30 protein-coding genes and 1 tRNA gene are annotated in these 24190 nt (G+C 44.8%); 24 read left to right on the forward strand and 7 right to left on the reverse strand.

The window, feature by feature from the left end; genetic code table 11:
• The first annotated feature begins 47 nt into the window (after positions 1-47).
• The 18 genes from rplN to G4D73_RS11740 all read left to right on the forward strand — a co-directional run bounded on the left by rplN (position 48) and on the right by G4D73_RS11740 (position 10182).
• Entirely contained in the window at positions 48-416 is a 369-nt protein-coding gene (gene rplN / locus G4D73_RS11655) for a 50S ribosomal protein L14 (protein WP_004281503.1), read from the forward strand.
• A 9-nt stretch (positions 417-425) separates the two neighbouring features.
• Positions 426-743, forward strand: coding sequence for a 50S ribosomal protein L24 (gene rplX, locus G4D73_RS11660; RefSeq protein WP_004281502.1), 318 nt, complete (start codon positions 426-428; stop codon positions 741-743).
• 16 nt (positions 744-759) lie between these two features.
• On the forward strand, positions 760-1296 hold the full coding sequence (gene rplE, locus G4D73_RS11665) for a 50S ribosomal protein L5 (protein WP_004645057.1): 537 nt from the start codon (positions 760-762) through the stop codon (positions 1294-1296).
• A gap of 9 nt (positions 1297-1305) precedes the next feature.
• Positions 1306-1611 carry a 30S ribosomal protein S14 gene (gene rpsN, locus G4D73_RS11670; RefSeq protein WP_004732275.1) on the forward strand — a complete coding sequence of 102 codons (306 nt, stop codon included), beginning with the start codon at positions 1306-1308 and terminating at the stop codon, positions 1609-1611.
• Positions 1612-1623: 12 nt separating this feature from the next.
• A complete protein-coding gene (gene rpsH / locus G4D73_RS11675) occupies positions 1624-2019 on the forward strand; it encodes a 30S ribosomal protein S8 (protein ID WP_004281499.1) in 396 nt (131 codons plus the stop codon).
• Between the two features lie 13 nt (positions 2020-2032).
• On the forward strand, positions 2033-2566 hold the full coding sequence (gene rplF, locus G4D73_RS11680; RefSeq protein WP_004645059.1) for a 50S ribosomal protein L6: 534 nt from the start codon (positions 2033-2035) through the stop codon (positions 2564-2566).
• Positions 2567-2580: 14 nt separating this feature from the next.
• Positions 2581-2931, forward strand: a complete 351-nt coding sequence (gene rplR, locus G4D73_RS11685) for a 50S ribosomal protein L18 (RefSeq protein ID WP_004281497.1) — start codon at positions 2581-2583, stop codon at positions 2929-2931.
• Between the two features lie 2 nt (positions 2932-2933).
• Complete coding sequence (rpsE, locus tag G4D73_RS11690; RefSeq protein ID WP_004281496.1) at positions 2934-3431, forward strand: 30S ribosomal protein S5; 498 nt, start codon at positions 2934-2936, stop codon at positions 3429-3431.
• A 6-nt stretch (positions 3432-3437) separates the two neighbouring features.
• On the forward strand, positions 3438-3614 hold the full coding sequence (gene rpmD / locus G4D73_RS11695; RefSeq protein ID WP_004281495.1) for a 50S ribosomal protein L30: 177 nt from the start codon (positions 3438-3440) through the stop codon (positions 3612-3614).
• Between the two features lie 3 nt (positions 3615-3617).
• Positions 3618-4058: a 50S ribosomal protein L15 gene (gene rplO, locus G4D73_RS11700; RefSeq protein WP_005248206.1), complete on the forward strand. Its 441-nt coding sequence runs from the start codon at positions 3618-3620 to the stop codon at positions 4056-4058.
• A gap of 45 nt (positions 4059-4103) precedes the next feature.
• Complete coding sequence (secY, locus tag G4D73_RS11705) at positions 4104-5423, forward strand: preprotein translocase subunit SecY (protein ID WP_171066361.1); 1320 nt, start codon at positions 4104-4106, stop codon at positions 5421-5423.
• A 19-nt stretch (positions 5424-5442) separates the two neighbouring features.
• A complete protein-coding gene (gene rpmJ / locus G4D73_RS11710) occupies positions 5443-5559 on the forward strand; it encodes a 50S ribosomal protein L36 (protein WP_000867907.1) in 117 nt (38 codons plus the stop codon).
• A gap of 105 nt (positions 5560-5664) precedes the next feature.
• Positions 5665-6021, forward strand: a complete 357-nt coding sequence (rpsM, locus tag G4D73_RS11715; protein WP_004281492.1) for a 30S ribosomal protein S13 — start codon at positions 5665-5667, stop codon at positions 6019-6021.
• Between the two features lie 19 nt (positions 6022-6040).
• Entirely contained in the window at positions 6041-6427 is a 387-nt protein-coding gene (rpsK, locus tag G4D73_RS11720) for a 30S ribosomal protein S11 (protein WP_004281491.1), read from the forward strand.
• Positions 6428-6439: 12 nt separating this feature from the next.
• Positions 6440-7066 (forward strand): 30S ribosomal protein S4, encoded by a 627-nt coding sequence (gene rpsD / locus G4D73_RS11725; protein WP_004281490.1) that lies wholly within the window; start codon positions 6440-6442, stop codon positions 7064-7066.
• Positions 7067-7082: 16 nt separating this feature from the next.
• The gene (locus G4D73_RS11730) at positions 7083-8090 is read left to right on the forward strand and encodes a DNA-directed RNA polymerase subunit alpha (protein ID WP_004281489.1); all 1008 of its coding nucleotides are present in this window, start codon (positions 7083-7085) and stop codon (positions 8088-8090) included.
• Positions 8091-8108: 18 nt separating this feature from the next.
• Positions 8109-8474, forward strand: a complete 366-nt coding sequence (rplQ, locus tag G4D73_RS11735; protein WP_004281488.1) for a 50S ribosomal protein L17 — start codon at positions 8109-8111, stop codon at positions 8472-8474.
• Between the two features lie 217 nt (positions 8475-8691).
• Positions 8692-10182 (forward strand): flavin-containing monooxygenase, encoded by a 1491-nt coding sequence (locus G4D73_RS11740; protein ID WP_213686826.1) that lies wholly within the window; start codon positions 8692-8694, stop codon positions 10180-10182.
• A 60-nt stretch (positions 10183-10242) separates the two neighbouring features.
• Here G4D73_RS11740 and G4D73_RS11745 read toward each other — a convergent pair whose 3' ends face one another.
• Positions 10243-11415 carry an acyl-CoA dehydrogenase family protein gene (locus G4D73_RS11745; protein ID WP_191111866.1) on the reverse strand — a complete coding sequence of 391 codons (1173 nt, stop codon included), beginning with the start codon at positions 11413-11415 and terminating at the stop codon, positions 10243-10245.
• A gap of 183 nt (positions 11416-11598) precedes the next feature.
• Between G4D73_RS11745 and G4D73_RS11750 the strand changes: the two genes are divergently transcribed.
• The 5 genes from G4D73_RS11750 (at position 11599) to G4D73_RS11770 (ending at position 16930) form a co-directional block, all read left to right on the forward strand.
• A complete protein-coding gene (locus G4D73_RS11750) occupies positions 11599-11856 on the forward strand; it encodes a succinate dehydrogenase assembly factor 2 (protein WP_005263749.1) in 258 nt (85 codons plus the stop codon).
• A complete protein-coding gene (locus G4D73_RS11755) occupies positions 11849-12235 on the forward strand; it encodes a hypothetical protein (RefSeq protein WP_004281482.1) in 387 nt (128 codons plus the stop codon). The genes G4D73_RS11750 and G4D73_RS11755 overlap by 8 nt, the downstream gene beginning before the upstream one ends.
• A 534-nt stretch (positions 12236-12769) precedes the next feature.
• Positions 12770-13810, forward strand: coding sequence for a hypothetical protein (locus G4D73_RS11760; RefSeq protein WP_213686827.1), 1041 nt, complete (start codon positions 12770-12772; stop codon positions 13808-13810).
• 67 nt (positions 13811-13877) lie between these two features.
• The gene (gene rrtA / locus G4D73_RS11765; RefSeq protein WP_004281478.1) at positions 13878-14450 is read left to right on the forward strand and encodes a rhombosortase; all 573 of its coding nucleotides are present in this window, start codon (positions 13878-13880) and stop codon (positions 14448-14450) included.
• A gap of 197 nt (positions 14451-14647) precedes the next feature.
• Positions 14648-16930: a TRAP transporter large permease subunit gene (locus G4D73_RS11770; protein ID WP_213686828.1), complete on the forward strand. Its 2283-nt coding sequence runs from the start codon at positions 14648-14650 to the stop codon at positions 16928-16930.
• A gap of 63 nt (positions 16931-16993) precedes the next feature.
• Here the strand turns inward: G4D73_RS11770 and G4D73_RS11775 are convergent, their stop codons facing one another.
• The 6 genes from G4D73_RS11775 to rnr form a co-directional block, all read right to left on the reverse strand.
• Positions 16994-17875: a DMT family transporter gene (locus G4D73_RS11775; RefSeq protein WP_213686829.1), complete on the reverse strand. Its 882-nt coding sequence runs from the start codon at positions 17873-17875 to the stop codon at positions 16994-16996.
• Between the two features lie 55 nt (positions 17876-17930).
• A complete protein-coding gene (locus G4D73_RS11780) occupies positions 17931-18365 on the reverse strand; it encodes a hypothetical protein (RefSeq protein ID WP_213686830.1) in 435 nt (144 codons plus the stop codon).
• Between the two features lie 17 nt (positions 18366-18382).
• A complete protein-coding gene (locus G4D73_RS11785; protein ID WP_171054337.1) occupies positions 18383-18592 on the reverse strand; it encodes a YheV family putative zinc ribbon protein in 210 nt (69 codons plus the stop codon).
• A gap of 40 nt (positions 18593-18632) precedes the next feature.
• Complete coding sequence (locus tag G4D73_RS11790) at positions 18633-20672, reverse strand: M3 family metallopeptidase (RefSeq protein WP_213686831.1); 2040 nt, start codon at positions 20670-20672, stop codon at positions 18633-18635.
• Positions 20673-20741: 69 nt separating this feature from the next.
• On the reverse strand, positions 20742-21296 hold the full coding sequence (locus G4D73_RS11795; protein ID WP_004645074.1) for a hypothetical protein: 555 nt from the start codon (positions 21294-21296) through the stop codon (positions 20742-20744).
• A gap of 85 nt (positions 21297-21381) precedes the next feature.
• A complete protein-coding gene (rnr, locus tag G4D73_RS11800) occupies positions 21382-23829 on the reverse strand; it encodes a ribonuclease R (RefSeq protein ID WP_213686832.1) in 2448 nt (815 codons plus the stop codon).
• Positions 23830-24092: 263 nt separating this feature from the next.
• On the opposite strand from rnr, the gene G4D73_RS11805 reads away from it, so the two are divergent.
• Positions 24093-24182: transfer RNA gene (locus tag G4D73_RS11805), tRNA-Ser, on the forward strand.
• The last annotated feature ends 8 nt before the right edge of the window (positions 24183-24190 follow it).

Raw genomic sequence — 24190 nt, forward strand, 5'->3', positions numbered from 1 at the left:
AGCCTTTCGAAATTTCGACCGGTGTTGCTCGGTTTTGGAGTAGGGCAATGATTCAGACCGAAACTATGCTCGACGTAGCAGACAACAGTGGTGCACGCCGCGTACAATGTATTAAAGTACTTGGTGGCTCGCATCGTCGTTATGCTTCTGTTGGCGACATTATTAAAGTTACTGTAAAAGAAGCAATTCCACGCGCACGTGTTAAAAAAGGTGACGTGATGAATGCGGTTGTGGTTCGTACAAAATTCGGTATCCGTCGTGCAGACGGTTCAGTGATTCGTTTCGACGATAACGCTGCTGTTATTTTGAACAACAACAAAGCGCCGATTGCAACTCGTATTTTCGGACCAGTGACTCGTGAACTTCGTACTGAACAGTTCATGAAAATTATTTCATTGGCTCCTGAAGTTCTATAAGAGGCGATCATGGCTAAGATTAAAAAAGGCGATCAAGTAATTGTGATCGCAGGTAAAGAAAAAGGCAAACAGGGTACTGTTCTGTCTGTTTCTAATGACCGTGTTAAGGTTGAAGGCCTTAACTTGGTGAAGAAGCATCAGAAGCCAAACCGTGCTACAGGCGCTGAAGGTAGCGTTGTAACTCAGGAAGCTTCGCTTCATATTTCAAACGTGGCAGTTTTTAATGCTACAACCCAAAAGGCTGACCGTGTTGGTTACCAAGTGATTGATGGCGTGAAAACTCGCGTATTCAAATCAAATGGTGAATCAGTGGCGGTAGCGAAGTAATAGGTTGATATAGGCCATGGCCAGACTTAAAACACGTTACAACGACGAACTTAAAGCTCAATTACAAGAAGTATTGGGCGTTAAGAATGTGATGGAGATTCCTCGCATCACTAAAATCACGATCAACATGGGTGTTGGCGCAGCTGCTGCTGACAAAAAACTCCTTGATGGTGCTCTTTCAGATATGCAAGCTATCGCTGGTCAAAAACCAGTACTTACGTTAGCTCGTAAATCAATCGCTGGTTTTAAAATCCGTGATGGTTGGCCGATCGGTTGTAAAGTTACTTTACGCGGCGAACGTATGTACGAATTCTTGGACCGTTTGATCTCGATTGCGATCCCTCGTATCCGTGACTTCCGTGGTTTCTCTGCGAAATCATTCGACGGTCGTGGTAACTACTCAATGGGTCTTAAGGAACAAATCATGTTCCCTGAAATCGATTTTGACAAGATTGATCGTATTCGTGGTATGGATATTACCATTACTACGACTGCTCGCACCGATGACGAAGGCCGTGCGCTTATGCGTGCATTCGGCTTCCCGTTCAAATAAGAGGTCGATATGGCTAAGAAAGGTATGATTAATCGCGAATTGAAACGCGAAGCTACTGTTGCTAAATACGCTGCAAAACGTGCTGAATTAAAAGCTGTTATTGCAAACGTAAATGCATCAGACGAAGAACGTTTCGAAGCGATGATGAAATTACAAGCATTACCACGTAATGCATCTCCAGTACGTCTACGTAACCGTTGTGGTTTAACTGGTCGTCCTCATGGTTACTTCCGTAAGTTCGGTTTAAGCCGTAACAAATTACGTGAAACAGTAATGCAAGGTGATGTACCTGGCGTTGTTAAGGCAAGCTGGTAAGGAGCACTATAGATGAGTATGCAAGATACCGTTGCCGACATGCTAACACGTGTTCGTAACGCACAAATGGCAAAGAAACAAACTGTTTCTATGCCTAATTCTAAGTTGAAAGTAGCAATTGCTAACTTACTTCAACAAGAAGGTTATATTTCAAACGTAGAAGTTGCGGATGCTGAAGGCAAACCAACTCTTACTTTGACTTTAAAGTATTTCGAAGGCAAACCAGTTATCGAAACTGTGAAGCGCGTAAGCCGTCCAGGTCTACGTCAGTATCGCGGTAAAGATGCACTTCCTAGCGTTAAGCAAGGTTTAGGTATTGCAATTGTTTCTACAAGCAAAGGCATCATGACTGATCGCGCTGCACGTGCTGCAGGCGTTGGTGGTGAAGTTATTGCTTTTGTTTCTTAATAGGTGATTCCTCATGTCTCGTGTGGCTAAAGCCCCAGTAACTGTACCTAACGGTGTAACAGTTACTCAGAACGGCCGGCAGGTCGAAGTGAAAGGCACTAAAGGTACATTGTCTTTCAACCTGCATGCGCTGGTCGAGCTTAAACAGGAAGACGGTATTCTAGCTATTGCTCCAGTACAAGAGTCGAAAGACGCTTGGATGCAAGCTGGTACTGCTCGCGCTGTGCTTAACAACCTTGTAAAAGGTGTTAGCGAAGGTTTCGAACGTAAGTTACAGCTTATCGGTGTTGGTTATAAAGCTGCGGTTAAAGGTGACGTTGTTCATCTTAACCTTGGTTTCTCTCACCCGATCGATTATGCACTTCCTGCAGGTGTAACTGCTGAAACTCCAACTGCAACTGAAATCATTCTTAAATCTGCTGATAAAGCAGCTTTAGGACAGGTTGCTGCAGATATCCGTGGTTACCGTCCACCAGAGCCATATAAAGGCAAAGGTGTTCGTTATTCTGACGAAGTTGTACTTCGTAAAGAAGCTAAGAAGAAATAAGGCGCGAGGTTCTTATGAACGAAAAGAAACAATCCCGTTTGCGTCGTGCGAAAAGCACACGCTTGCACATTCGTGCATTGGGTGCGACTCGTTTGTGTGTAAACCGCACTCCGCGTCACATCTATGCTCAAGTTATCTCTGCAGATGGTGGCAAAGTATTAGCGCAAGCTTCTACTTTAGACGCTACTCTACGTGCGGGTACAACTGGTAACGTTGAAGCAGCTCAAAAAGTAGGTGCTTTAATCGCAGAACGCGCTAAAGCAGCTGGTGTTACTAAAGTTGCATTTGACCGTTCTGGTTTTAAATATCATGGTCGTATCAAAGCCTTGGCTGATGCTGCTCGTGAAAACGGCTTGGAGTTCTAATCATGGCTAAAGTTGAACAAAACGAAGGTCTTGTTGAAAAGCTGGTTGCCGTTGATCGTGTAGCCAAAGTTGTTAAGGGTGGTCGTATCTTCTCTTTTACAGCATTAACTGTTGTGGGTGATGGTAATGGTCGCGTAGGTTTTGGTCGTGGTAAAGCACGTGAAGTTCCAGCTGCTATCTCTAAAGCACTTGAAGCTGCTCGTCGCAATATGATTACTGTTGACCTTGTTGATGGTACGTTACAGCACCCAATTCATGCACGTCACGGCGCTAGCCGCGTATTCATGCAGCCTGCCTCTGAAGGTACAGGTGTAATTGCTGGTGGCGCTATGCGTGCAGTTCTAGAAGCTGTAGGCGTACGTAACGTGTTGACTAAATGCCGTGGTTCTACTAACGCTGCTAACGTAGTAAACGCAACTTTCAATGGTTTGCGTGATATGACTACTCCTGAAAAGGTTGCTGCGAAACGTGGTCTTTCAGTAGAACAAATTCAAGGGTAATCAATCATGAAAACGATTAAAGTTACCCAGACTAAATCTGCATCGCACCGCTTGAAAAATCACAAGCTTAGCCTGCAAGGTTTAGGTCTGCGTCGTATTGGTCATACTGTAGAAGTGTTAGACACACCTTCTAACCGTGGTATGATCAACCAAGTCTACTATATGGTTAGTGTAGAGGAATAAGCCATGACTCTGCGTTTAAATACAATTGCACCTGCAGAAGGTGCTAAACGTGACAACCTTCGTTTAGGCCGTGGTATCGGTTCTGGCGTTGGTAAGACCGGTGGCCGTGGTGTCAAAGGTCAAAACTCACGTAAGAGCGGTGGTACTCGTCCAGGTTTCGAAGGCGGTCAAACAGCACTTTATCGTCGTTTGCCTAAATTCGGCTTCACTAGCCAATTGGCTTTGAAAACTGCTGAAGTACGTTTATCTGAGCTTGCTAAAGTTGAAGGCGACATCGTGTCTCTTGAAACTTTAAAAGCTGCGAACGTTGTACGTAAAGACATGATCCGTGCTCGTATCGTACTTTCTGGTGAAATTACTCGTGCATTCACTGTTAAAGGTGTTGCATTGACTAAAGGCGCTAAAGCTGCTGTTGAAGCTGCTGGCGGCAAAGTCGAGGAGTAATCCCCAGTGTCTATGACTCCTAGTTCTTCAGGTCATGTCAACATGATGAAAGGCCAACCATTTCATGTGAAATACCGTGAAATTATTCGTCGAATGATGTTTCTCATTGGTGCGTTGTTGGTGTTTCGACTAGGAGCGCATATTCCAGTACCAGGCATCAATAATGCTGCGTTAGAAAACTTGTTTAATGCAAACCAAGGTACCATCCTTGGTTTGTTTAACATGTTCTCTGGTGGGGCATTAGAACGAATGTCTATTCTTGCCCTCGGGATCATGCCATATATCTCTGCATCGATTATCGTGCAGTTGATGTCAACTGTGGTTCCTTCGCTGGAAGCTTTAAAGAAAGAAGGCGAGCAAGGCAAACGTAAAATTAATCAATACACACGACAAGGTACATTATTCTTGGCGCTGGTACAGGCGGTAGGTATGTGTGCAGGCCTGATCAGTCAGGGGATTACCCTGAATACTGGTTTGGCTTTTTATGTTCCTGCAGTAACCTCACTGGTTGCGGGGACCATGTTCTTGATGTGGTTGGGTGAACAGATTACCGAGCGTGGGGTGGGGAATGGTATTTCCATGATCATCTTCGCGGGTATTGTTGCCGGATTGCCTAATCTGATTATGCAATCTTTCTCATCTGTAGATAATGGCCAGACCAGCCTGATTGGCTTGGTAATTTTTGGTTTGTTGTCTCTGGGTGTTTTGGCAGCGATCGTATTTATCGAGAAAGCGCAGCGTCGTATTCCGGTAAACTATGCTCAAAAACAACAAGGTCGTCGTGTATTTACTGCACAGCAGACACATTTGCCATTAAAAATTAATATGGCGGGTGTGATTCCGGCAATTTTTGCCAGCTCATTGCTTTTGTTCCCTGCGAGCTTAGGTCAGTGGGTGGGTAGTGCAGATCCAAATGCTGGATTTATTAAGCGTAGCCTGCAAGATGTAGCATTGGTATTGTCGCCTGGTCAGCCGTTGTATTTGGTGCTCTTTGGTGCGTTAATTATCTTTTTCTGTTACTTCTATACAGCACTGGTATTTAGTCCTAAAGAAGTGTCAGAGAACTTGAAACGCAGCGGAGCTTACGTGCCTGGTATACGTCCAGGTGAGCAAACTGCTCGTTACTTAGATCATATTCTCAATCGTTTGACGTTTATTGGCGCGATTTACATCACCGTCATTTGTTTGATGCCGATGGTATTGCAAAGTTCATTTGGTATTCCATTCTATTTGGGTGGTACCTCTTTGCTGATTGTTGTGGTAGTGGTGATGGACTTTATGGCTCAGCTGCAATCACACCTTACTTCGCACCAATACGATAATCAAACGTTAATGAGAAAAACGACTGCTCATCCTAAGGGATAAGCGCACTTGAGGTTTCATCATGAAAGTACAAGCTTCTGTTAAGAAAATTTGTGGTAGCTGTAAAGTTATCCGTCGTAATGGGGTTATCCGCGTAATTTGTAGCGCAGAACCTCGTCATAAGCAGCGTCAAGGTTAATCTGATTAAGACCTGTTGATTTCTGTAGGCGAATTAGGTTATTATCCGCCCCTCAAGATTTTTGTGGGGCGGTTGATTATCTACTGCCTTTTTGGAGAAAATTGAATGGCTCGTATTGCCGGTGTAAACATTCCGGATAACAAGCACGCTGTTATCTCTCTAACGTATATCTTTGGTATTGGTCGCCATACTTCAAAAGCTATCTTAGCTGCTGCTGGTATTGCTCCAACTACTAAGATCCGTGAATTAGATGACGCTCAGCTTGATGCGATTCGTGCAGAAGTTGCTAAGGTTCCGACCGAAGGTGATTTACGTCGCGAAATTTCCATGAACATTAAACGTTTAATGGATTTAGGCTGCTACCGCGGTCTTCGTCATCGTCGCAGCTTGCCTGTCCGCGGTCAACGCACCAAAACTAACGCTCGTACCCGTAAAGGTCCGCGCAAACCTATTAAGAAATAAGATTTCTGGAAGCTAAAAGATGGCTAAAGATACTCGCGCACGCAAGAAGGTCACTCGTACCGTCTCTGAAGGTGTCGCACACATTCACGCTTCTTTTAATAACACCATTGTGACTATTACCGATCGTCAAGGTAATGCACTGGCTTGGGCCACTTCAGGTGGACAAGGCTTCCGTGGATCACGTAAATCAACTCCGTTCGCTGCTCAGGTAGCTGCTGAAGTTGCTGGTAAAGCTGCTTTAGACTACGGTTTGAAAAACTTGGACGTCCTTGTAAAAGGTCCTGGTCCTGGTCGTGAATCTGCGGTTCGTGCTTTAGGTGCAGTGGGTTATAAAATTAACAGCATTACCGATGTGACGCCAATCCCGCACAACGGTTGCCGTCCACCTAAAAAACGTCGCGTGTAAGGAGAAACATTCATGGCTCGTTATATTGGTCCAAAATGCAAACTCTCTCGTCGCGAAGGGACAGACCTGCAACTTAAATCAGGCGTTAAACCGTTTGATGTTAAGACAAAAAAACATGCGAAAGTTCCTGGCCAACACGGCGGGGCTCGTGGTGGTAAACAATCTGAGTACTCACTACAATTACGTGAAAAACAAAAAGTACGTCGCATGTACGGTGTTTTAGAGCGTCAATTTAGTAACTACTATAAAGAAGCTGCTCGTGTTAAAGGCGCAACTGGTGAAAACCTGTTGAAGCTACTTGAAAGCCGTCTTGATAACGTTGTTTATCGTATGGGTTTCGGTTCTACTCGTGCAGAAGCTCGTCAGTTAGTATCTCACCGTAGCATCACTTTGAATGGCCGTCGTGTTAACATTGCGTCTATCCAAGTTAAAGCGGGTGATGTGATCGCAGTTCACGAAGGCGCTAAGCAACAATTACGTATCAAAAACGCAATTGAATTAGCTACTCAACGTGGCATGCCTTCTTGGATGGAAATTGACCATTCTAAATTAGAAGGTACGTTCAAAGCTGCACCGGATCGTTCTGATTTACCTGCTGAAATCAACGAAAGCTTGATTGTAGAATTGTATTCTAAATAATCCTTGAGGAAGCAATATGACGCGTACTGCAAATGAGTTTCTAACTCCGCAAGCGATCAAGGTCGAAGCGGCAAGCGGGACCTCGGCAAAAGTTATTCTAGAACCATTAGAGCGTGGCTTTGGTCATACTCTTGGTAATGCTTTACGTCGCATCCTTCTTTCTTCTCTACCTGGCGCAGCTGTGGTAGAAGTTGAGATTGAAGGGGTCGAGCACGAGTACAGTACTTTGGAAGGCTTGCAGCAGGACATCGTCGAGCTCTTGCTGAACCTAAAAGGATTGTCGATTAAGCTGTTCGATCAAAATGAAGCTTATTTAACATTAGAGAAACAAGGTGCAGGCGACGTAACTGCGGCTGACCTTCGTTTACCTCATAATGTTGAAGTGGTTAACCCTGAACATTTGATCGGTACTTTAAGTGCCTCAGGCTCATTGAAAATGCGTCTGAAAGTGGCTCAAGGTCGTGGCTACGAGACTTCTGATTCACGCTTCCCAGAAGGCGAAACTCGCCCAGTGGGTCGCTTGCAGTTAGATGCGTCTTACAGCCCAATTAAACGTGTTTCATACACCGTGGAAAACGCGCGTGTAGAACAACGTACTGACCTTGATAAACTAATCATTGATCTTGAAACCAACGGTACTGTAGATCCTGAAGAAGCGATCCGCAAAGCTGCAACTATTTTGCAGCAACAAATTGCGATCTTCGTTGACCTTCAGAAAGATCAAGCACCTGTTGCTCAAGAGCCTCGTGAAGAAGTTGACCCAATCTTGCTTCGCCCAGTAGATGATCTAGAGCTAACTGTTCGTTCTGCTAACTGTTTGAAAGCAGAAAACATTTACTACATTGGTGATCTTGTACAGCGTACCGAAGTTGAGTTGCTTAAAACTCCTAACTTGGGTAAAAAATCGCTTACTGAGATCAAAGATGTTCTGGCTTCTAAAGGCTTACAACTCGGCATGCGTTTAGAGAACTGGCCACCGGCTAGTCTCCGTATGGACGATCGTTTCGCCTATCGTAGCCGTTAATTAAGTAGGACTATCACCATGCGTCATCGTAATAGTGGTGTGAAATTAGGCCGTACAAGCAGTCATCGTAAAGCGATGTTCCAAAACATGGCTAACTCTTTGTTCGAGCACGAGTTGATCAAAACAACTGTGCCTAAAGCAAAAGAGTTACGTCGTGTAGCTGAGCCTTTAATCACTTTAGCTAAAAACGATACAGTAGCAAACCGTCGTTTGGCGTTTGCTCGTACTCGTTCAGCAGCAACTGTTGGTAAATTATTTACCGTTCTTGGCCCTCGTTACAAAGAGCGTAACGGCGGTTATCTACGTGTTCTTAAAGCGGGCTTCCGTGCAGGTGATGCTGCACCGATGGCTTACGTTGAGCTAGTAGATCGCGAAGTTAACTAATTTCGTGAAGAATAACGCAAGTTGTTCGAAAAGGTCGGTTGAATAAACCGGCCTTTTTTATTGTCTGTATATTTTAATTTAGAGTGATTCAGTTTCAGATAACTGATCTGGCCTCAAAAGATAAAAAAATAGTGGCTTTTTAATTAACTTGACATTGTGTATTGTCAGTTTTGTGATTTAATAAAAACAGATAGCATCGCTTAGGTAAAAGAACAACATGGAAAAGCAGGTAGATATTTTAATTGTGGGTGCGGGGATCTCGGGGATTGGTCTGGCAGCGCATCTTTCTAAACATTGTCCAAAACGCTCTTTTGAGATTATTGAACGCCGCGAAAGTATTGGCGGAACGTGGGACCTGTTTAAATATCCGGGGATTCGTTCTGATTCGGATATGTCGACTTTTGGTTTTAATTTTAAACCCTGGAAGAAAGAAAGCGTGCTTGCCGATGGCGCATCTATCAAAAATTATCTGGCTGAAGTGGTGGATGAGTTTAAGCTACAGCCGAAAATCCATTTTCAGCATCGGGTCTTAAGTGCCAATTATGATTCTACAACCTGCAAATGGTCAGTAGAGATCGAGGATGCACACGGTAAGAAGCAGATCTGGATCGCCAACTTTGTACTGGGTTGTACCGGTTATTATAATTATGATCAGGGTTTTCAGCCGGAGTTTCCAAATCAAGATGCATTCAAAGGTGAATTTATTCATCCGCAACATTGGCCGGAAAATTTAAACTATAAAGGCAAAAAAGTGGTCATCATTGGCAGTGGTGCGACCGCGATTACCTTGGTTCCTGCGATGGTCAAAGGTGGAGCAGGGCATGTCACCATGTTGCAACGTTCCCCAACTTATATTGCCTCTGTACCCTCGGTCGATTTTATTTATTCAAAAATGCGTAAATATCTGCCCGAGGAGGTCGCTTACAAGCTGACACGTGCGCGTAATATCGGCATGCAGCGCGGGATTTATGCTTTGGCACAGAAACAGCCAAAATTATTAAAATCGCTTTTGCTTAAATCGGTGCAACTTCAGCTAAAAGGTAAAGTGGACATGAAGCACTTTACCCCGAATTATGAACCTTGGGATCAGCGTCTGTGTGTGGTGCCAGATGGGGATCTGTTTAAAATTTTACGTGAAGGGCAGGCATCAGTTGCAACGGATCAGATAGAAACCTTGACCGAAACGGGAATTCAGCTGAAATCAGGTCAACATCTGGATGCTGATATTATCGTCTCTGCCACCGGTCTGAATATTCAAATTCTTGGCGGGATTCAGGCGACGATGGATGGTCAGCCTATCGATACCTCACAGCATATGTTGTATAGAGGCATCATGGTCAGTGATATACCGAATATGGCGCTGATTATTGGCTATATCAATGCCTCCTGGACGCTTAAAGTCGACATTGCAGCTGAGTATGTTTGCCGTCTGCTGAACTATATGGATCAGCAAGGTTATGCGCAGGTGATTGCTCAGGGAGATCAGAGTGAATTGCTTCAGGATACCGTCATGGGTAGTCTTAGTTCGGGTTATATTGCCCGAGCTGCAGACGTGATGCCAAAGCAGGGTAAACATGCTCCATGGAAAGTCAGCAATAATTATCTGGCAGACCGCAAGGAACTCAAGCAGGCTTCGTTTGAAGATGGGGTGCTGAAATTTAGAAAAAACAGCAATGCTTTAAAGCATAAACCGCGTTTGGTCTCTTAAATTTATATTTTTGCATACAGAAAAAGGAGTCCTGAGAGACTCCTTTTTTATGCATCCATTTTAAAGTGAACGGGCGATGAGTTCTTTCATAATTTCATTGGTACCCGCATAAATCCGGTTGGCACGGTTGTCGATATAAGCCCGGGCAATTGGATATTCCAGCATATAACCATAACCACCATGCAGTTGCAGACATTCATCTACGACTTTGCTGTACATTTCTGAAATCTTGTATTTGGCCGCAGCAGCGGCATCTACGCCTAATTCGTGCTTGAGTTGCAGCTGCATACAGCGATCCAGATAAGCGCGGCACACATCGATCTCGGTACGTAGTTCTGCCAGTTTAAAACGGGTATTTTGAAAATGGCTGATGCTCTTGCCAAATGCCTGACGTTCCTTGGTATATTTCACTGTATGGGCAAAAGCGGCTTCAGCGCCTGCCTGACAGATAATCGCCACAATCAGGCGTTCCCAAGCCAGTTCTTTCATCAGCATCATAAAGCCCATGCCTTCCAGACCGAGCAGGTTTTCTGTGGGTACCCGAACATTGTCAAAGAACAGTTCGCAGGTATCCTGACCTTTCATGCCAATTTTATTCAGCGGCTTGCCTTTACTAAATCCGGCACGCTCTGCTTCGACCATAATCAATGAAAGATTGGCTGAACCTTTGTCATTATTGCCGGTTTTACAGACCACAATCGCCATGTCACAGAGATAGCCATTGGTAATAAAGATTTTGGAACCATTAATCACATAGTCATCGCCATCGAGTACTGCCGAGGTACGCACTGCTTGCAGGTCAGAGCCAGTTCCCGGTTCGGTCATGGCAATCGCGGTGACGACCTCTCCAGACGCCATTTTCGGTAACCATTGTTGTTTTTGAGCTTCATTACCAAAATTCAGCAGATAATTGGCAACAATATCTGAATGCAATGAAAATCCAGTCGCTGAATCTCCGGCATAGGCCTGTTCCTCAATCAAAATCATGCTATACAGCCGGTCTACGCCAGAGCCGCCATATTCTTCGGGCATGGTAGCGCAGAGCAATCCAAGCTCACCGGCTTTATTCCACAGCTCTCGATCTACATGCTGTTGACTTTCATAACGCTCGGTATGTGGAATGACTTCTTTCTCATAAAATTTACGTACCGTCTCGCGAAAAGCATCATGTTCGGTACTAAAGAGTTGGCACGGCAGCATCGGGGCAAGTGGGCGAATGGCTGCAGATTGCATCTTGTTATTCCTTATTTTGATTTGTTTGGTTTAACTTAGGTCATGCCAAGATCAGCAGCAATGAGCGGAATGTTCAAATGACTTAAATCTGCTGATGCTTTTGGTCATTTCTATGAAATCCCTCGAAATTCAGCCAGCGCTTCAGGTAAACTATTTGGGTTTATAACGAGTTGGGGAAATTCGATGACTGATGACATCAGCTTAGAAGAGCGCAAAGTGATTTATCGTGCGCGTCGTGGTCTAAAAGAACTGGATGTATATTTTGATCCCTACGTAAAAAACCATTACCTGAGTGCTGAGCCTTTCGAAAAACAGATGTTTGCAGAGCTGGTTGAGCAGGAAGACCCGGATTTACTGGACTGGTTTATGGAAGTGTCTGAGCCACCGCGTCCTGAACTGAAAGATTTTATCAAGAAGCTTAAATTCTACGTTCATGGATAATCGTTGCTTCAAGCTGAAACGCAGTCTGTGTGCATTGGCGTTTCAGCTTTTTATTTTTGCACTGCTGATGTATCTGTTGTATCAGTTATTACCGATTGCACTTTGGGCAGTGTGCGCTGTCATAGGCTTGGTGATTTATCAGCTGTTTTACCGCAAGACACCACAGATTGAGCAGTTTGAATATCTGGATGGACGTGAATGGTCATTGACTACCAAAGCACGACCGACCCGTCGGGTATGTATTAGTCACGTAATTGATCATCAGGCGTATATTGTGGTGTATTTTCAGCATGCCAAGGCGCGACCTTTATTGATCTGGTGTGATCAATTGCCCTTCAAACAATGGAAATCCTTAAAATTATTGACTAAATTAATTTAGTTGTAAAACAAACGCATTTTAATGATTTAATTAAAATGCTCATAAAACAAATATTTAGACCAAATTCCTATTTTTATTGTCAGACAGAAATCAAGGTTAATCCATGACTTAGAGAAATTGTCTGACAATTTATTCCCTATGTTTTATTTTTAGCCTGTACATTTAACTCACCAACAGCAACTACGGGAGACCTTAATGGAATTTCCAGTATGGATGTTTCTGATCGTAGCGATTGTTTTAACGCTGGTGATCGGACGACTCGGGACAGTGTTGAAGGATAAATTTTCATCTTAATCAAGCAGGGTTTATTATTTTTCTGCTTGTACAGTTAATAAGTAGCATGTGCTGAACCGTCGCAATGCTACTTTTTTTTGCCCAAAATTTGGTATTCTTCTAAATACAGTCAATTGCAGCGCGGCTATTTAATGGCAAAGTGTCTCGTCTAAATTAGAGTAAATACTCTTTTATTCACAAAATGCTTCTGATATCTTTAGCAGAAAGATGGACATAATCACAATTATAGAGGACAGGAAAATGTCAGACGTCCGTAAAATATGCCAAGGTATGGCGACCATTGCAATAACAACAACAGTTTTGACGGGGTGTTCTCAGGTCATTAAAACCGGTGCCAATGTTGCACTGGGTTTCACCGAAAACCATATTGTACCGCCGATTTTAGCGATGGATGATGCTGAAATGGTGTGTAATTCAGGGAATTCTTTAACGCCGGCCATTATGGCGACCAAAGAAATGGGGGCGGATCCAACACGGGTGGCCGTGCTGATGTATTCGGCTGCCGGTATTTGTGCCGAGCGAAAAGCGCTGGAAGCCGAGTTACGCTATTTACGTGCTTCAAAAACCAATCAGGTGGCAGAAGCTCAAGATGCCCGAATCGAGCAGAAGCGCTGGGCGGCACTGGCAGCACAGCGTCAATATACCGGTTATCAACTGTTCCAGAGCCGTTATGAAAAGAAATACCAAAAAGCCCTGGGTGAAGAATGCCCACGCATGAACAGTGATATCGAGCAAACGGTTTATCTGTTGGGTATGCTCAGTGGCTTGCAGGCCATGACCAATGATATTAACTCGGGTGGTGCAGTGCATGTACCGAAAGATATTGCTGCCGTGGTCGAGCGTGGCATGGTGTGTCTGGATAACGCGAAATTCTGGGGTGCGCCGAATGCCACCCGTGCGGTGATCTGGACTTTGTTGCCAGGCGCAGGGGAAGGCAAGCCTGACCCTTACCAAACATTAAAACAATCTACACAAATTGGTGAGCAAAAAGGTGTACGTTTATCTCATGCCTTGTATGCCGTAGCGGCTCAGGCCAGTGGCGATGATGCCAAAGTTCGGGATGCCTTGAAAACCTTTGCTCAGGCCCGTACGGAGGAAAAACCGGTAAATCCGCAATTCAAGCTGATTGACAGCATGGCCGCGATTATGGTCAGTGGCATATCAGATCGTTACTGGACAGAAAATACTGGTATACGTAGTGGCGATGATGGCATGCAACGTTTCTGGGATGAATCCGACAGTTCTTCCGAGCTCGATGATCTGTTCAGTGCGGATCTGTAATGCAGATACTATGCATGAAGCTTCAGGGATGAAGTCAAATTAGATGGTCAGGGAGGACAACAGGCCGATGCTAGATCAACATTTTCGACGAAAAATTATTTTTCTAGCGGCTTTTGTCTCTCTCTCTGCATGTCTGCAAATTTTTCAGGATCATTTTATCTACTGGCAAGAGAGTCTGCTGGGTGAATTCTGGCGACTCTGGACAGCACACTGGGTACATGTGAGCTGGATTCATTACTTTCTAAACATTCTCGCCTTTATCTGTTTACCTTTCATTTTTCCACGCGCTACCGTCTGGCATTTCTGTGCCATTTTGCTGATCTTGCCACCGTTGATCAGTTTAAGCTTTTATTTTTTCTTACCCAATATTGAAGCCTATGCTGGCCTGTCGGGCGTGCTGCATGGTGCCTATGTCGCCGTAGCCTGTGTACATTTGCTGTATAAGCGGGAACGCGGCTTTGCGGCGCTGGTATTATTTTTGATTTTTGCCAAACTGGTCTGGGAAAACACCATTGGCAATGTCGGAACGGCGCAGCTGATCGGTAGTCCGGTTTTGGTTGAGGCACATTTACTTGGGGTGATTTGGGGCGTGATTCTGGCGCTGATCTATATTGTGAGCAATTATTTTCGGGATAATTAAAGTGCAGAGATAAATAATTTACTTGGCAGAAAATACAAAAAGAAAATATAAATTGTCATTTTTATTGTGCCAATTTTCATGCAAAGTCAAAACATAGAATAAAGATCCTGACCTTTGAAAAGGAATTTTCTAGGCAGAAGGGAAGATCAGCGTCCTAGACCAAGCATCAGGCCGCTAAAATAAAAATAGGAATACACATGCAAAATAATGATCAAAACAGATCAGGATTAGGTCTGTTGCGTTATATATGGACAGAGTGGATCTCGACCTTCGTCGTGCTGGTTTTACTTTTGCTCACTTTGATTATTGGCACCGGGGAAATGATTCACGGTCAGTTGCTGCGTATGGGGGAGCGTATTTACGGCGATCCGGCAACAGGAATGCAATATTCATTTTTAAGGGCTGAGCCGACGCGTCCACAATGTGAACGCAATATTAATGTTGATCAACGCGTTCAGCAGCAGATAAAAGCCGATGCAGCCGATGAATATGCCGACTTCTTCGGGGTGCGTGCGGAAGCGGATGTCCGTGCTGCGGTGTTACAGGCACAGCAGGTCTGTGAAGAATCCTACCTGTTTTATGATAAAGCCATTCAACATGTGCAAGCTCATCCAAGTATTCGGGCTTATCGGACGTTTGAAACCTCTTTTTTTGGAATCTTCAAGTTTGGTACGGAAAACCGGGCTTTGCTTCTGGTCATCATGGTGGTCTTTGCTGCGATCAGTGCCACTCTAAAAACCCATCATATTGGCTTACGTAGCCCGAGCACGCGTATCGACTTTAAAGTTTATTCGGTCGCCATGCTGGTCGCTAATGCTTTCCTGGCATTTTCATCCTATAGCCAATATCAGTCCGTATTGAACTCGGGCGTGCCGATGGGGGAGATGAAGTACATCTACTGGTTGTGGATGATTCTGTTCAGCACACTCACCTTGATCAGCCTGTATCAGGTGATCAAACAGCCAAAACCAACGCGCGAAGGTGGCAGTTTTGGTCTGGCCTTTTTGAGTGTGCCGCTGTATGCCTATATGGCCATTACTACCGGAATAAATTTCACCTTTTTTATGGACTATCCAATGGGACAGGGGATTTACCTCGGTCAATTGGTAGAGTTTTCCAGTATTTTCCTAAATCTGGCCTTGTTTATCTGGGCCGGTATGTTGCTTAAACAGACCCGTGTCGTGGACATGTTCCTGAATATTCTGCGTCCATGGAATCTGGCCCCTGAAACCCTGACCTGGTTAATCTTGCTGGCAGCTGCATTACCGACCGCCTATACCGGAGCATCAGGGATTTTCGTAATTGCCGCAGGTGCGATTATTTACAAGGAAGTCTGGAATGCGGGCGGACGCCGTCAGTTTGCATTGGCCGCCACTGCAATGTCTGGTTCACTGGGCGTGGTTTTACGTCCTTGCTTGCTGATTGTCGTTGTGGCATCACTGAATAAAGAAGTGACCACCGACTTACTCTATCACTACGGGATTTATGTCTTCCTGCTCAGTTCGACTTTATTCCTGGTAATTTCCCTGTTCTTTGCAGAAAACAAATTCCGGATTGCTGCACCTATTGTGGCTGCTCCTCAATCCGGTCGCGCCTTCATTGCGATTATTCCATATATCGTGATTTTCATTCTGATCTGGTTATTCTATAAATATGCCTTGTCGACTGACCTGAATGAATTTACCGCACCGGTGATGATGCCAGTCATTCTGCTGATGATTGTCTTGTTCGACAAGTTGCGTCATGAACCTGCGCCGTTGCCGGCAGTGGGGCATTGGGATGAAACTTTGACCGCAACTTTAAACTCAAGATCGACACCTGAACTGGCAACAGCCGGTGCTGCGGCCAATGCAGAATATCGTGAAGCTGAACATAGCGAACAATCAGGCAAAGAACTGGTGGTTGATCATGCTGTGCAGCGCTCAAAGGCGACCGAAATTTTACGTCAAGTCGGTTTCTGGAAGTCTATGCATATTTCGACCAGTGAGACCGTGGGGCATATTGGTGCCTTGGTCATCCTGATGGCACTTTCGGTGAGTGTGGGTGGCTTGCTGGAACGTATGGAAATTATGGAAGCCTTCCCGACCGACATCAGCAGTACCATTCTGGTGATTTCCCTGATTGTCGGCTTGATGATTTTTGTAGGGATGATCATGGATCCATTTGGCGCGGTGATTCTGATCTCGGCGACCGTGGCTCCAGTGGCCTATCAATACGGCATTCATCCAGTACATTTCTGGATGATTACCCTGATTGGTTTTGAGCTGGGTTATGTGACGCCACCGGTTGCGCTGAATCATCTGCTGGCCAGACAGTCGATTGGCGATGCCGAAGTGGCCGAGGCGGATGCAGAAGTACGACACTTGTCTTTCTACTACCGTTATGAACGCTGGATTTTGCCGGTGATAGTATTGCTGCCTGCGATGCTGATCATTGCCTATGTGCCTTATATCTTTAAGCTGTTCGGCTGGTATCAATAAGAGAAAAGCAATAAAAAAGCACCTACGGGTGCTTTTTTATTGTATTTAATTTGAATTCTTTGATCAGATCTTCGATGAATTCAAGCGCTTTTGCAGGATCGGACTACACAGTAGAATCGCACAGAAAATCAGCCCCAGCCCAATCAGGCTATAAAGGTCTGGAACTTCCTGCCAGAACAGAAAGCCCCACATGCCGGCAAAGAAAATCGCCACATAGTTGACCGGTCCAATCTGTCCTGCCGGAGCCAGCTTGTAGGCATTTGACATAAATAGTTGGCTGAAATTGGCCAGGATGCCGGCAGTAATCAGATAGCTGAGTTCTGTCAGGGTATAAGGTCGCCATAGCCAGAACATCGGAATCACTGAAATCAGGGTGCCAATAAAGCAGAAATAAAATACGATTTTTTCCGGAGACTCGGTTTTAGTCAGTGCCCGAACCGTGACAAAGGCCATCGCCGCCAGAAAACTCGCACTCAAACCAATGACCGACATCAGGTTAATTAGACCCGAATCCGGTTTGGCAACACAGAGTACCCCGACGAAACCAATCAGAGCTGCGGCTAACATGCTTGAGGTAATTTTTTCCTTGAGAAATAGCCAGGCAATTAGTGGAATAAAAATCGGGGAAGAATAGGTGAAGACCATGGCATTGGAGAGTTTTAAATGTGCGATGGCATAGAAAAAGCCGTACATGGCAGTCAGGCCGACCACTGCACGCCAGGTGTGCATACACAGCTTTTCAGTTTTGAAAAAACCAATGCCTTTATTGAAAATGAAAGGCAGGAAAATAAAAAGCCCAACAAAATTGCGAAAGAAGACCACGGTGGCATTATCAACTGTTGCCGAGGCATAACGGATACACACGCCCATGACTGAAAAGAGAAAAGCAGAGCAGGTCAGTAACAGAATGGCTTTAAGCAAATGCGGAGCGGCTGGGGCGGACATGAAAACAACTGAGCTAGAAGATCTGACGATATTCTAGCTGAAATGCTGTCGAGATTTACTGGCTTTGAGCAAGTTGTGCTTCAAGTAACTTGATCTGTTCCTCTTTCAGTTGAATCAACTGGTCGGCATCGCTATGCTGCGCATCCAGTGTGGCTTTTTGTTCATTGAGCTGAACTTGGATGTCATCTAATTTAGCCACTTCTTCTTTGGCCAAACTGGCATTCTCCGGCACTGGTGCATCTAACAGCTGATTTGATACCAGTGCTTTAGCTTCGATCGTCTCAGGTGCTTTCGCTGCCGCCGTATCTTCTTCAGTTTTCGCCGCAGGTTTTGCTGCCGGAACAGCCGCGATATCTTCCTGATGTATGCGTTCCGCTTCACCGGAAGAGGCATTCAACCACTGATATAGCCATACCAATGCAACGACAGTAACTAAAGCCCCCATAATCCCCATTAAAAGTTTGGGGTTATTTCTTTGTTCTACTGACATAGCTTGAACCTTGATTTTTATTTTACTGAACGAGGTTTAAACTGAATCACGCCAACTTCATCTGGAACAGCTGGTGTTTCTGGTTGATCAACATGTGTGGGACGATTTTCTTCATAACCACATTCAATACATTCGATCCATTCATCTTCACCAGAGGTCAGCATGACGACGCGATCTAACGCCTGACATTTTGGACATTTTGCGCCTGCAATGAAACGACGTTTAATGGTCATCATACTCACCTTGTGATCAACTTAAAAAGCTAGTTTAAGCGTTTTTAGAGGGGTTCGTCCAACCTTGATGACGCAGCAATGCATCTATTTTTGGCTCGCGTCCGCGGAAATTGATAAATGCGTCAAGTGCTGTGTCTTTTCCGCCAACTGCGAGGATATTTTCCCGAAACTGCTTTCCGGTAGTGGTATTAAAAATACCTTCATCTTCAAAGCGGTCGAAGGCATCACTGGCCAAAACTTCGGCCCATTTATAGGAATAATATCCCGCTGCATAACCACCGGCAAAAATATGACTGAAGCTGTGCTGGAAACGGTTATAGTCGGTGGTCGGTAGAACCGCATATTTTTCACGGATCTCATTCAAAGTAGCCTGAACCTGTGCTGCATTTAAAGCCGGATTGGCTCGGTGAATACTCAGGTCAAACAGGGCAAATTCAAGCTGACGCAGGGTTTGCATGCCAGACTGGAAGAAACGTGCATCCAGCAGGGCTTTCAGCAGTTCAGCCGGCAAAGATTCTTGGGTTTCTATGTGCTCGCTGAGCAGATCCAGACTTTCCTGATCCCAAGCCCAGAATTCCATAAATTGGCTTGGCAGCTCGACCGCATCCCACGCCACGCCATGGGTACCTGCCACGGCAATATTGTCTACTTCTGTCAGCATATGATGCAGGCCATGACCAAATTCATGGAACAAGGTGATGACTTCATCATGGGTCAGCAGTGCAGGGCGATTGCCGACAGGTGGAGTAAAGTTACCGACCATATAGCAAATCGGTTTTTGCAGGCCATCACTGGTCTGCATACGGGAACGGAAACCGCTCATCCATGCACCGCCACGTTTGCCTTGACGTGCATACAGGTCAAAATAGAAACCGCCAATCACCTGACCCTGATCTTCTAGTTCAAAATAACGTGCATCTGGATGCCAGACAGGCGCTTCACGTTCAATGACTTGAATGCCATACAGGCGATTGACAATACTGAACAGGCCTTGCAGGATTTTTGGTGCAGGGAAGTAAGGTTTAAGCACTTCCTGTGACAAATTAAATTGCTGCATTTTCAGCTTTTCAGAATAATAGCCACTGTCCCACGGTTGCAGATCACGGATGCCATCTTCAGCAGCAATCGCTTTCAGTTCTGCAATTTCTTTCTCTGCTGGCGCGCGGGCATGCTCTGCCAGATCACGCAAGAATTCGTCTACGGCCTCTACACTTGGTGCCATTTTGCTGGCTAAGGACAATTCCGCATAATTATTAAAGCCAAGCAGTTTTGCCATTTCCAGACGCAAACTGAGAATTTCTTCGATCAGTGCAGTATTGTCAAACTCGCTCTGTTCAGCCTGATCTGACGCACGCGTGGTATAAGCTTTATAGAGTTCTTCACGCAGAGGGCGATTTTCTGAATGGGTCATGATCGCCAGATAAGACGGGAAATCCAGCGTAGCCACCGGTTGATCCAGCTCACGTTGCTGACCATATTGTTTTAACAGCTCAATATTATTTGAAGATAGACCCGCTAACTCATCTTCATTCAGCGGTCTGAAATAGGCCTGAGTCGCATCTAGCACATGGTTGGAGAAGTCGGAAGATAATTGGGACAGACGTGCCGAAATTTCCGCATAACGTTTTTTCGCTTCACCCTCTAACGCCACCCCAGATAATTTAAAGTCACGTAAGGCCAGTTTAATGGCGCTTTGCTGCGCTGCCGGCAGTTCACTATAAATCGACGCATCATAAATATGCTGATAGGTCTGATACAGCGCCGTATGTTGACCCAGTTGCGTATAATATTCGCTAAGACCCGGTAAAAGTGCTTGGTAGACATCACGGGTTTCGGCATTGTTCATCACGGCATTTAAATGTGACAAGATGCCCCAAGACTCACTCATATTGTTTTCAAGCGTGTCGACATGTTCCAGAGTAGTCAGCTGCTCCTGTACTGTAGTAGGCGTTTCGGTGAGGTCATTCAGGAACTTTTGCCCTTCAGCGATACAGCTTTCAATTTTTTGTTTTAGCTCAGCCAGCGTAATCTGATCAAATTGTGGAACAGGCAAAGTTGCCTTTTCTAAAGTCATGTCGGTCTGCCGATTTATTTCCTATGTTAAATCTAGATGTAGGGGTTATGAGCTAGGAAATCAAGCTATCTACAGTTTTTTCTCGATCTTTTGATTTAAGGTTGTTAATGATTTATTGATATTTTTTAATTGTTCTAATAATCCTCCATTGGATGCTGGAAGTGATTCTAATTCATTTATATCAATTGTAGAGATGTCAGTGATTTTTGTTTTCCAAAGATTCAAAGGGTGTTTATACAAATATGTAATAGTGAATGTTATAGGGGAATTATCTAATGAATCTTTTAAGCCCCCATATTGCCCCCAATCGTATATATAGCTCTGATTTGGTGGGAATACTTTGACTCCATTTTTAAAAATACCAGTTTCAAAATCTTGTTTTTCAGAATTTAATTTTTCAATTCCAAATGCCGCGCGAGGGATCGGTCGATCACTAGATATTTTTACATTATGAGCGATGGACTTTCCAATATTTTTAACATGAAGTTGGATTACGGATTCTTTCCCATAATGAGGGGTAGCAAAAATAATAATTTGTGGTTGCTGATCGGACTTAAATACTGCATAGGTTACGAGCAGAGCCATAAGAGAAATGATTAATGTTAGAATATTAATAACTTCCAATTTATAATTCCTTTTTTATTTCTAGTTAGTATCTTGATTATAAATAAAAAAGAGCGCCATAGCGCTCTTTTTAAACTGTCAAAAATTATTCAGTCTTGGCTTTTGCATTCGACTTTTTCTTTTTGACCTTGGCCTTTTTCTTTACTTTATCTTTAACCTTTGCTTCAGACTTTCCTGCAGATGGTTTAGCAGACTTTTTACTGTAAGAGCTGGGTTTTCCTTTTCCTTTTTTGCGTCGTATGGGCTGTTCTCCATCAGCGCTCAAGTTGGATTTAGATTCACGTTCATTGTTGCCGAACACTTCTTCGGTTGCTGCTGGACGTGATACTGGTTTTTTCTCACTCACGCGCGGTGCACGGGCACGAACTGCACGGCCGGCATGACTGAGTTGTTGCACCAGTTCAAAGTCGATCTTGCGTTCTTCCAGATTGACGCCGGCAACCTTGATTTTGACTTCATCGCCCAGACCAAAGACCTGACCACGGTTCTGGCCGATCAGATTCTGGCTACTTTGATCAAAGACAAAGAAGTCATCACCTAGCTGGCTGACATGCACCATACCATCGACATAAAGGTCTTTTAGCGTCACGAACAAACCGAATTCTGCCGTCGCACTGATAATGCCGACAAATTCTTCGCCCAGATGCTGCTGCATATAATGGCATTTCAACCAGGTCGTGACCGAGCGTGATGCTTCATCTGCACGACGTTCTGTGGCAGAGAAATGGTCACCAGCCTCATCTAAAGCACCACCTGACAGCGGAGATGGCTTGTTATTTAAATGTGCTTTGATTGCACGATGCAATAACAGATCCGGATAACGGCGAATTGGTGAAGTGAAATGTGTATAGGCTTCATAAGCCAGACCATAATGGCCTGCATTACTCGCACCATAGTAAGCCTGCATCATGGAGCGTAATAACACCGCATGAATGCTTGGTGCATCAATCCGTTCTTTGGTCGCTTCAATCACCGCCTGATAATCTTTCTGAGTCGGCTGTTCCGGGAAATTCAAACCCAGCAGCTTGACGAAGTCACGAACTTTCTGGATACGCGAGAACTCAGGTGGCTCATGCACGCGGTAAAGCATCGGCATTTCATTTTTCAATGCATATTCTGCGGCTGCCACGTTGGCCAGCAACATACATTCTTCAATCAGCTTATGCGCATCATTACGGGTACGCGGCAGAATTTCTTTAATTCCACCCAGTTCGTCGAAGGTCATGTAAGTTTCAACAGTTTCAAATTCCATGGCATGACGTTCAGCACGTAAACTTTTAAGAACTTGATACAGCTGGAACAGGGTGTTGATCGACTTGCGAACTTCGCGATCTTCGGTAATCGCCTGGCTGTCGCCTTCCAGATACTGAGCAACCTGATCATAGGTCAAACGTGCCTTGGAATGCATGACAGACGGATAGAACTCAAAACCGGTGACTCGGCCAGCACGTGACAGTTTTAAATCACAGACCATACATAGGCGGTCAACGTTCGGATTTAAAGAGCACAGACCATTCGACAATGCTTCAGGCAGCATCGGTAAAACAAAGTGCGGAAAGTAGACTGACGTCCCGCGTTCCTGCGCTTCATCATCTAGCGGTTTGCCTGGACGTACATAATGGCTGACATCGGCAATCGCCACGACCACGCGATAACCACCGCCAGGGCGTTTTTCAGCATAAACGGCATCATCAAAGTCACGTGCATCTTCACCATCAATGGTGACCAGGGCTAAATCACGCAGATCAATACGGCCTTCACGGTCTTTGGCCGTTGGCTCTTTAAAGCTCTCGGCTTCTTTAACCACTTCTTCCGGAAATTCATACGGCAAACCATATTCTAAAATGGTTTGTGGAATGATGATTTCAGTATCGGCCTTGTCCGCCATGGACTGCACAATATGTCCCGTCGCGAATTCTTCACGGGTCGGATAGGTATCAATCGCCACACGAATAGAGTCACCCAGATTAGCCTGGGCATGTTCGATCAGTTCTTTTTCAAGGGTGATTGGCTGATGCGCATTTGGGTTGGCTGGCTGGATAAAGTATTCACCATCATATTCTGACACTTTACCAATGATCTGTTTGACACGATGCTGCACAACTTCAGTAATATAGCCCCAGGCTTTACCTTTACGGTCTACCGAAGTCTGACGCACTTTAACGCGGTCACCATTAAAGACCAGGCGCAGTTCACGCTCAGCCAATAATAAGTCGTCCTGGCCGGAAATGTTGGCAGTTCCCATCCCCCGGGAACTGATATAAACCGTCGCTTCGGATTCAGGTTGCTCGACGGCAATCTGAAACTTGTAGCCGTCTTTCATCAGTTGCCCGTCACGCACCATCGCAATTAAACGATGGCTTAGGGCATCAATACTTTTTTGATCTGCAATTTCAAAATGTTCGACCAGGTCTGCATGGGACTGGGCATTGTTCTTTTCGATGGTTTCTAAAATGAGCGTGCGGCTAGGGATAGGGTTGTCATAACGTTCAGCTTCAGCTTTTGCTTCAGGATCGACCCAGTTTTTCATCATGTCTTTAAATTTATCTTAGGAGATAGGTTTAGCATAAAACATGTATGCGCAGACTGCACGTAAATGATTGCAATAATCCATTTAAGTTTTCAATTTTCTGTTAATTTTCGATAACTGGAAATTTATGCAGTTTTTTTGCTATCAAAATGCACGAAAAATCGAGGAATTGCTTAAAAAGTATTTAAACGAGCAAAAATATGCACTTTTTTTTGATGCTGCGCTTGCAGTGCCATGCCGAAATTTGTATTATGGCCGCACGTTACGGTGAGATGGGTGAGTGGCTGAAACCACGTCCCTGCTAAGGACGCATACGGGTAACTGTATCGAGGGTTCGAATCCCTCTCTCACCGCCACGCTTACT

Origin of the sequence: Acinetobacter sp. WY4 (assembly GCF_018438165.1) — a bacterium.
Classification (GTDB): Bacteria; Pseudomonadota; Gammaproteobacteria; order Pseudomonadales; family Moraxellaceae; genus Acinetobacter.

What these genes read in the sequence shown, in the direction of transcription:
- rpsM (WP_004281492.1), top strand. Translation starts at nt 5,665, where the DNA reads ATGGCTCGTATTGCCGGTGTAAACATTCCGGATAACAAGCACGCTGTT.
- G4D73_RS11755 (WP_004281482.1), top strand. Translation starts at nt 11,849, where the DNA reads ATGGATAATCGTTGCTTCAAGCTGAAACGCAGTCTGTGTGCATTGGCG.
- G4D73_RS11740 (WP_213686826.1), top strand. Translation starts at nt 8,692, where the DNA reads ATGGAAAAGCAGGTAGATATTTTAATTGTGGGTGCGGGGATCTCGGGG.
- G4D73_RS11780 (WP_213686830.1), bottom strand. Translation starts at nt 18,365, where the DNA reads ATGTCAGTAGAACAAAGAAATAACCCCAAACTTTTAATGGGGATTATG.
- rpsH (WP_004281499.1), top strand. Translation starts at nt 1,624, where the DNA reads ATGAGTATGCAAGATACCGTTGCCGACATGCTAACACGTGTTCGTAAC.
- rplX (WP_004281502.1), top strand. Translation starts at nt 426, where the DNA reads ATGGCTAAGATTAAAAAAGGCGATCAAGTAATTGTGATCGCAGGTAAA.
- rplF (WP_004645059.1), top strand. Translation starts at nt 2,033, where the DNA reads ATGTCTCGTGTGGCTAAAGCCCCAGTAACTGTACCTAACGGTGTAACA.
- G4D73_RS11730 (WP_004281489.1), top strand. Translation starts at nt 7,083, where the DNA reads ATGACGCGTACTGCAAATGAGTTTCTAACTCCGCAAGCGATCAAGGTC.
- rplR (WP_004281497.1), top strand. Translation starts at nt 2,581, where the DNA reads ATGAACGAAAAGAAACAATCCCGTTTGCGTCGTGCGAAAAGCACACGC.
- rpmD (WP_004281495.1), top strand. Translation starts at nt 3,438, where the DNA reads ATGAAAACGATTAAAGTTACCCAGACTAAATCTGCATCGCACCGCTTG.
- rnr (WP_213686832.1), bottom strand. Translation starts at nt 23,829, where the DNA reads ATGATGAAAAACTGGGTCGATCCTGAAGCAAAAGCTGAAGCTGAACGT.
- rpsE (WP_004281496.1), top strand. Translation starts at nt 2,934, where the DNA reads ATGGCTAAAGTTGAACAAAACGAAGGTCTTGTTGAAAAGCTGGTTGCC.
- rplE (WP_004645057.1), top strand. Translation starts at nt 760, where the DNA reads ATGGCCAGACTTAAAACACGTTACAACGACGAACTTAAAGCTCAATTA.
- rplO (WP_005248206.1), top strand. Translation starts at nt 3,618, where the DNA reads ATGACTCTGCGTTTAAATACAATTGCACCTGCAGAAGGTGCTAAACGT.
- rplQ (WP_004281488.1), top strand. Translation starts at nt 8,109, where the DNA reads ATGCGTCATCGTAATAGTGGTGTGAAATTAGGCCGTACAAGCAGTCAT.
- G4D73_RS11770 (WP_213686828.1), top strand. Translation starts at nt 14,648, where the DNA reads ATGCAAAATAATGATCAAAACAGATCAGGATTAGGTCTGTTGCGTTAT.
- secY (WP_171066361.1), top strand. Translation starts at nt 4,104, where the DNA reads ATGAAAGGCCAACCATTTCATGTGAAATACCGTGAAATTATTCGTCGA.
- rpsK (WP_004281491.1), top strand. Translation starts at nt 6,041, where the DNA reads ATGGCTAAAGATACTCGCGCACGCAAGAAGGTCACTCGTACCGTCTCT.
- rpsN (WP_004732275.1), top strand. Translation starts at nt 1,306, where the DNA reads ATGGCTAAGAAAGGTATGATTAATCGCGAATTGAAACGCGAAGCTACT.
- G4D73_RS11745 (WP_191111866.1), bottom strand. Translation starts at nt 11,415, where the DNA reads ATGCAATCTGCAGCCATTCGCCCACTTGCCCCGATGCTGCCGTGCCAA.
- rpmJ (WP_000867907.1), top strand. Translation starts at nt 5,443, where the DNA reads ATGAAAGTACAAGCTTCTGTTAAGAAAATTTGTGGTAGCTGTAAAGTT.
- G4D73_RS11760 (WP_213686827.1), top strand. Translation starts at nt 12,770, where the DNA reads ATGTCAGACGTCCGTAAAATATGCCAAGGTATGGCGACCATTGCAATA.
- rplN (WP_004281503.1), top strand. Translation starts at nt 48, where the DNA reads ATGATTCAGACCGAAACTATGCTCGACGTAGCAGACAACAGTGGTGCA.
- G4D73_RS11790 (WP_213686831.1), bottom strand. Translation starts at nt 20,672, where the DNA reads ATGACTTTAGAAAAGGCAACTTTGCCTGTTCCACAATTTGATCAGATT.
- G4D73_RS11775 (WP_213686829.1), bottom strand. Translation starts at nt 17,875, where the DNA reads ATGTCCGCCCCAGCCGCTCCGCATTTGCTTAAAGCCATTCTGTTACTG.
- rrtA (WP_004281478.1), top strand. Translation starts at nt 13,878, where the DNA reads ATGCTAGATCAACATTTTCGACGAAAAATTATTTTTCTAGCGGCTTTT.
- G4D73_RS11750 (WP_005263749.1), top strand. Translation starts at nt 11,599, where the DNA reads ATGACTGATGACATCAGCTTAGAAGAGCGCAAAGTGATTTATCGTGCG.
- rpsD (WP_004281490.1), top strand. Translation starts at nt 6,440, where the DNA reads ATGGCTCGTTATATTGGTCCAAAATGCAAACTCTCTCGTCGCGAAGGG.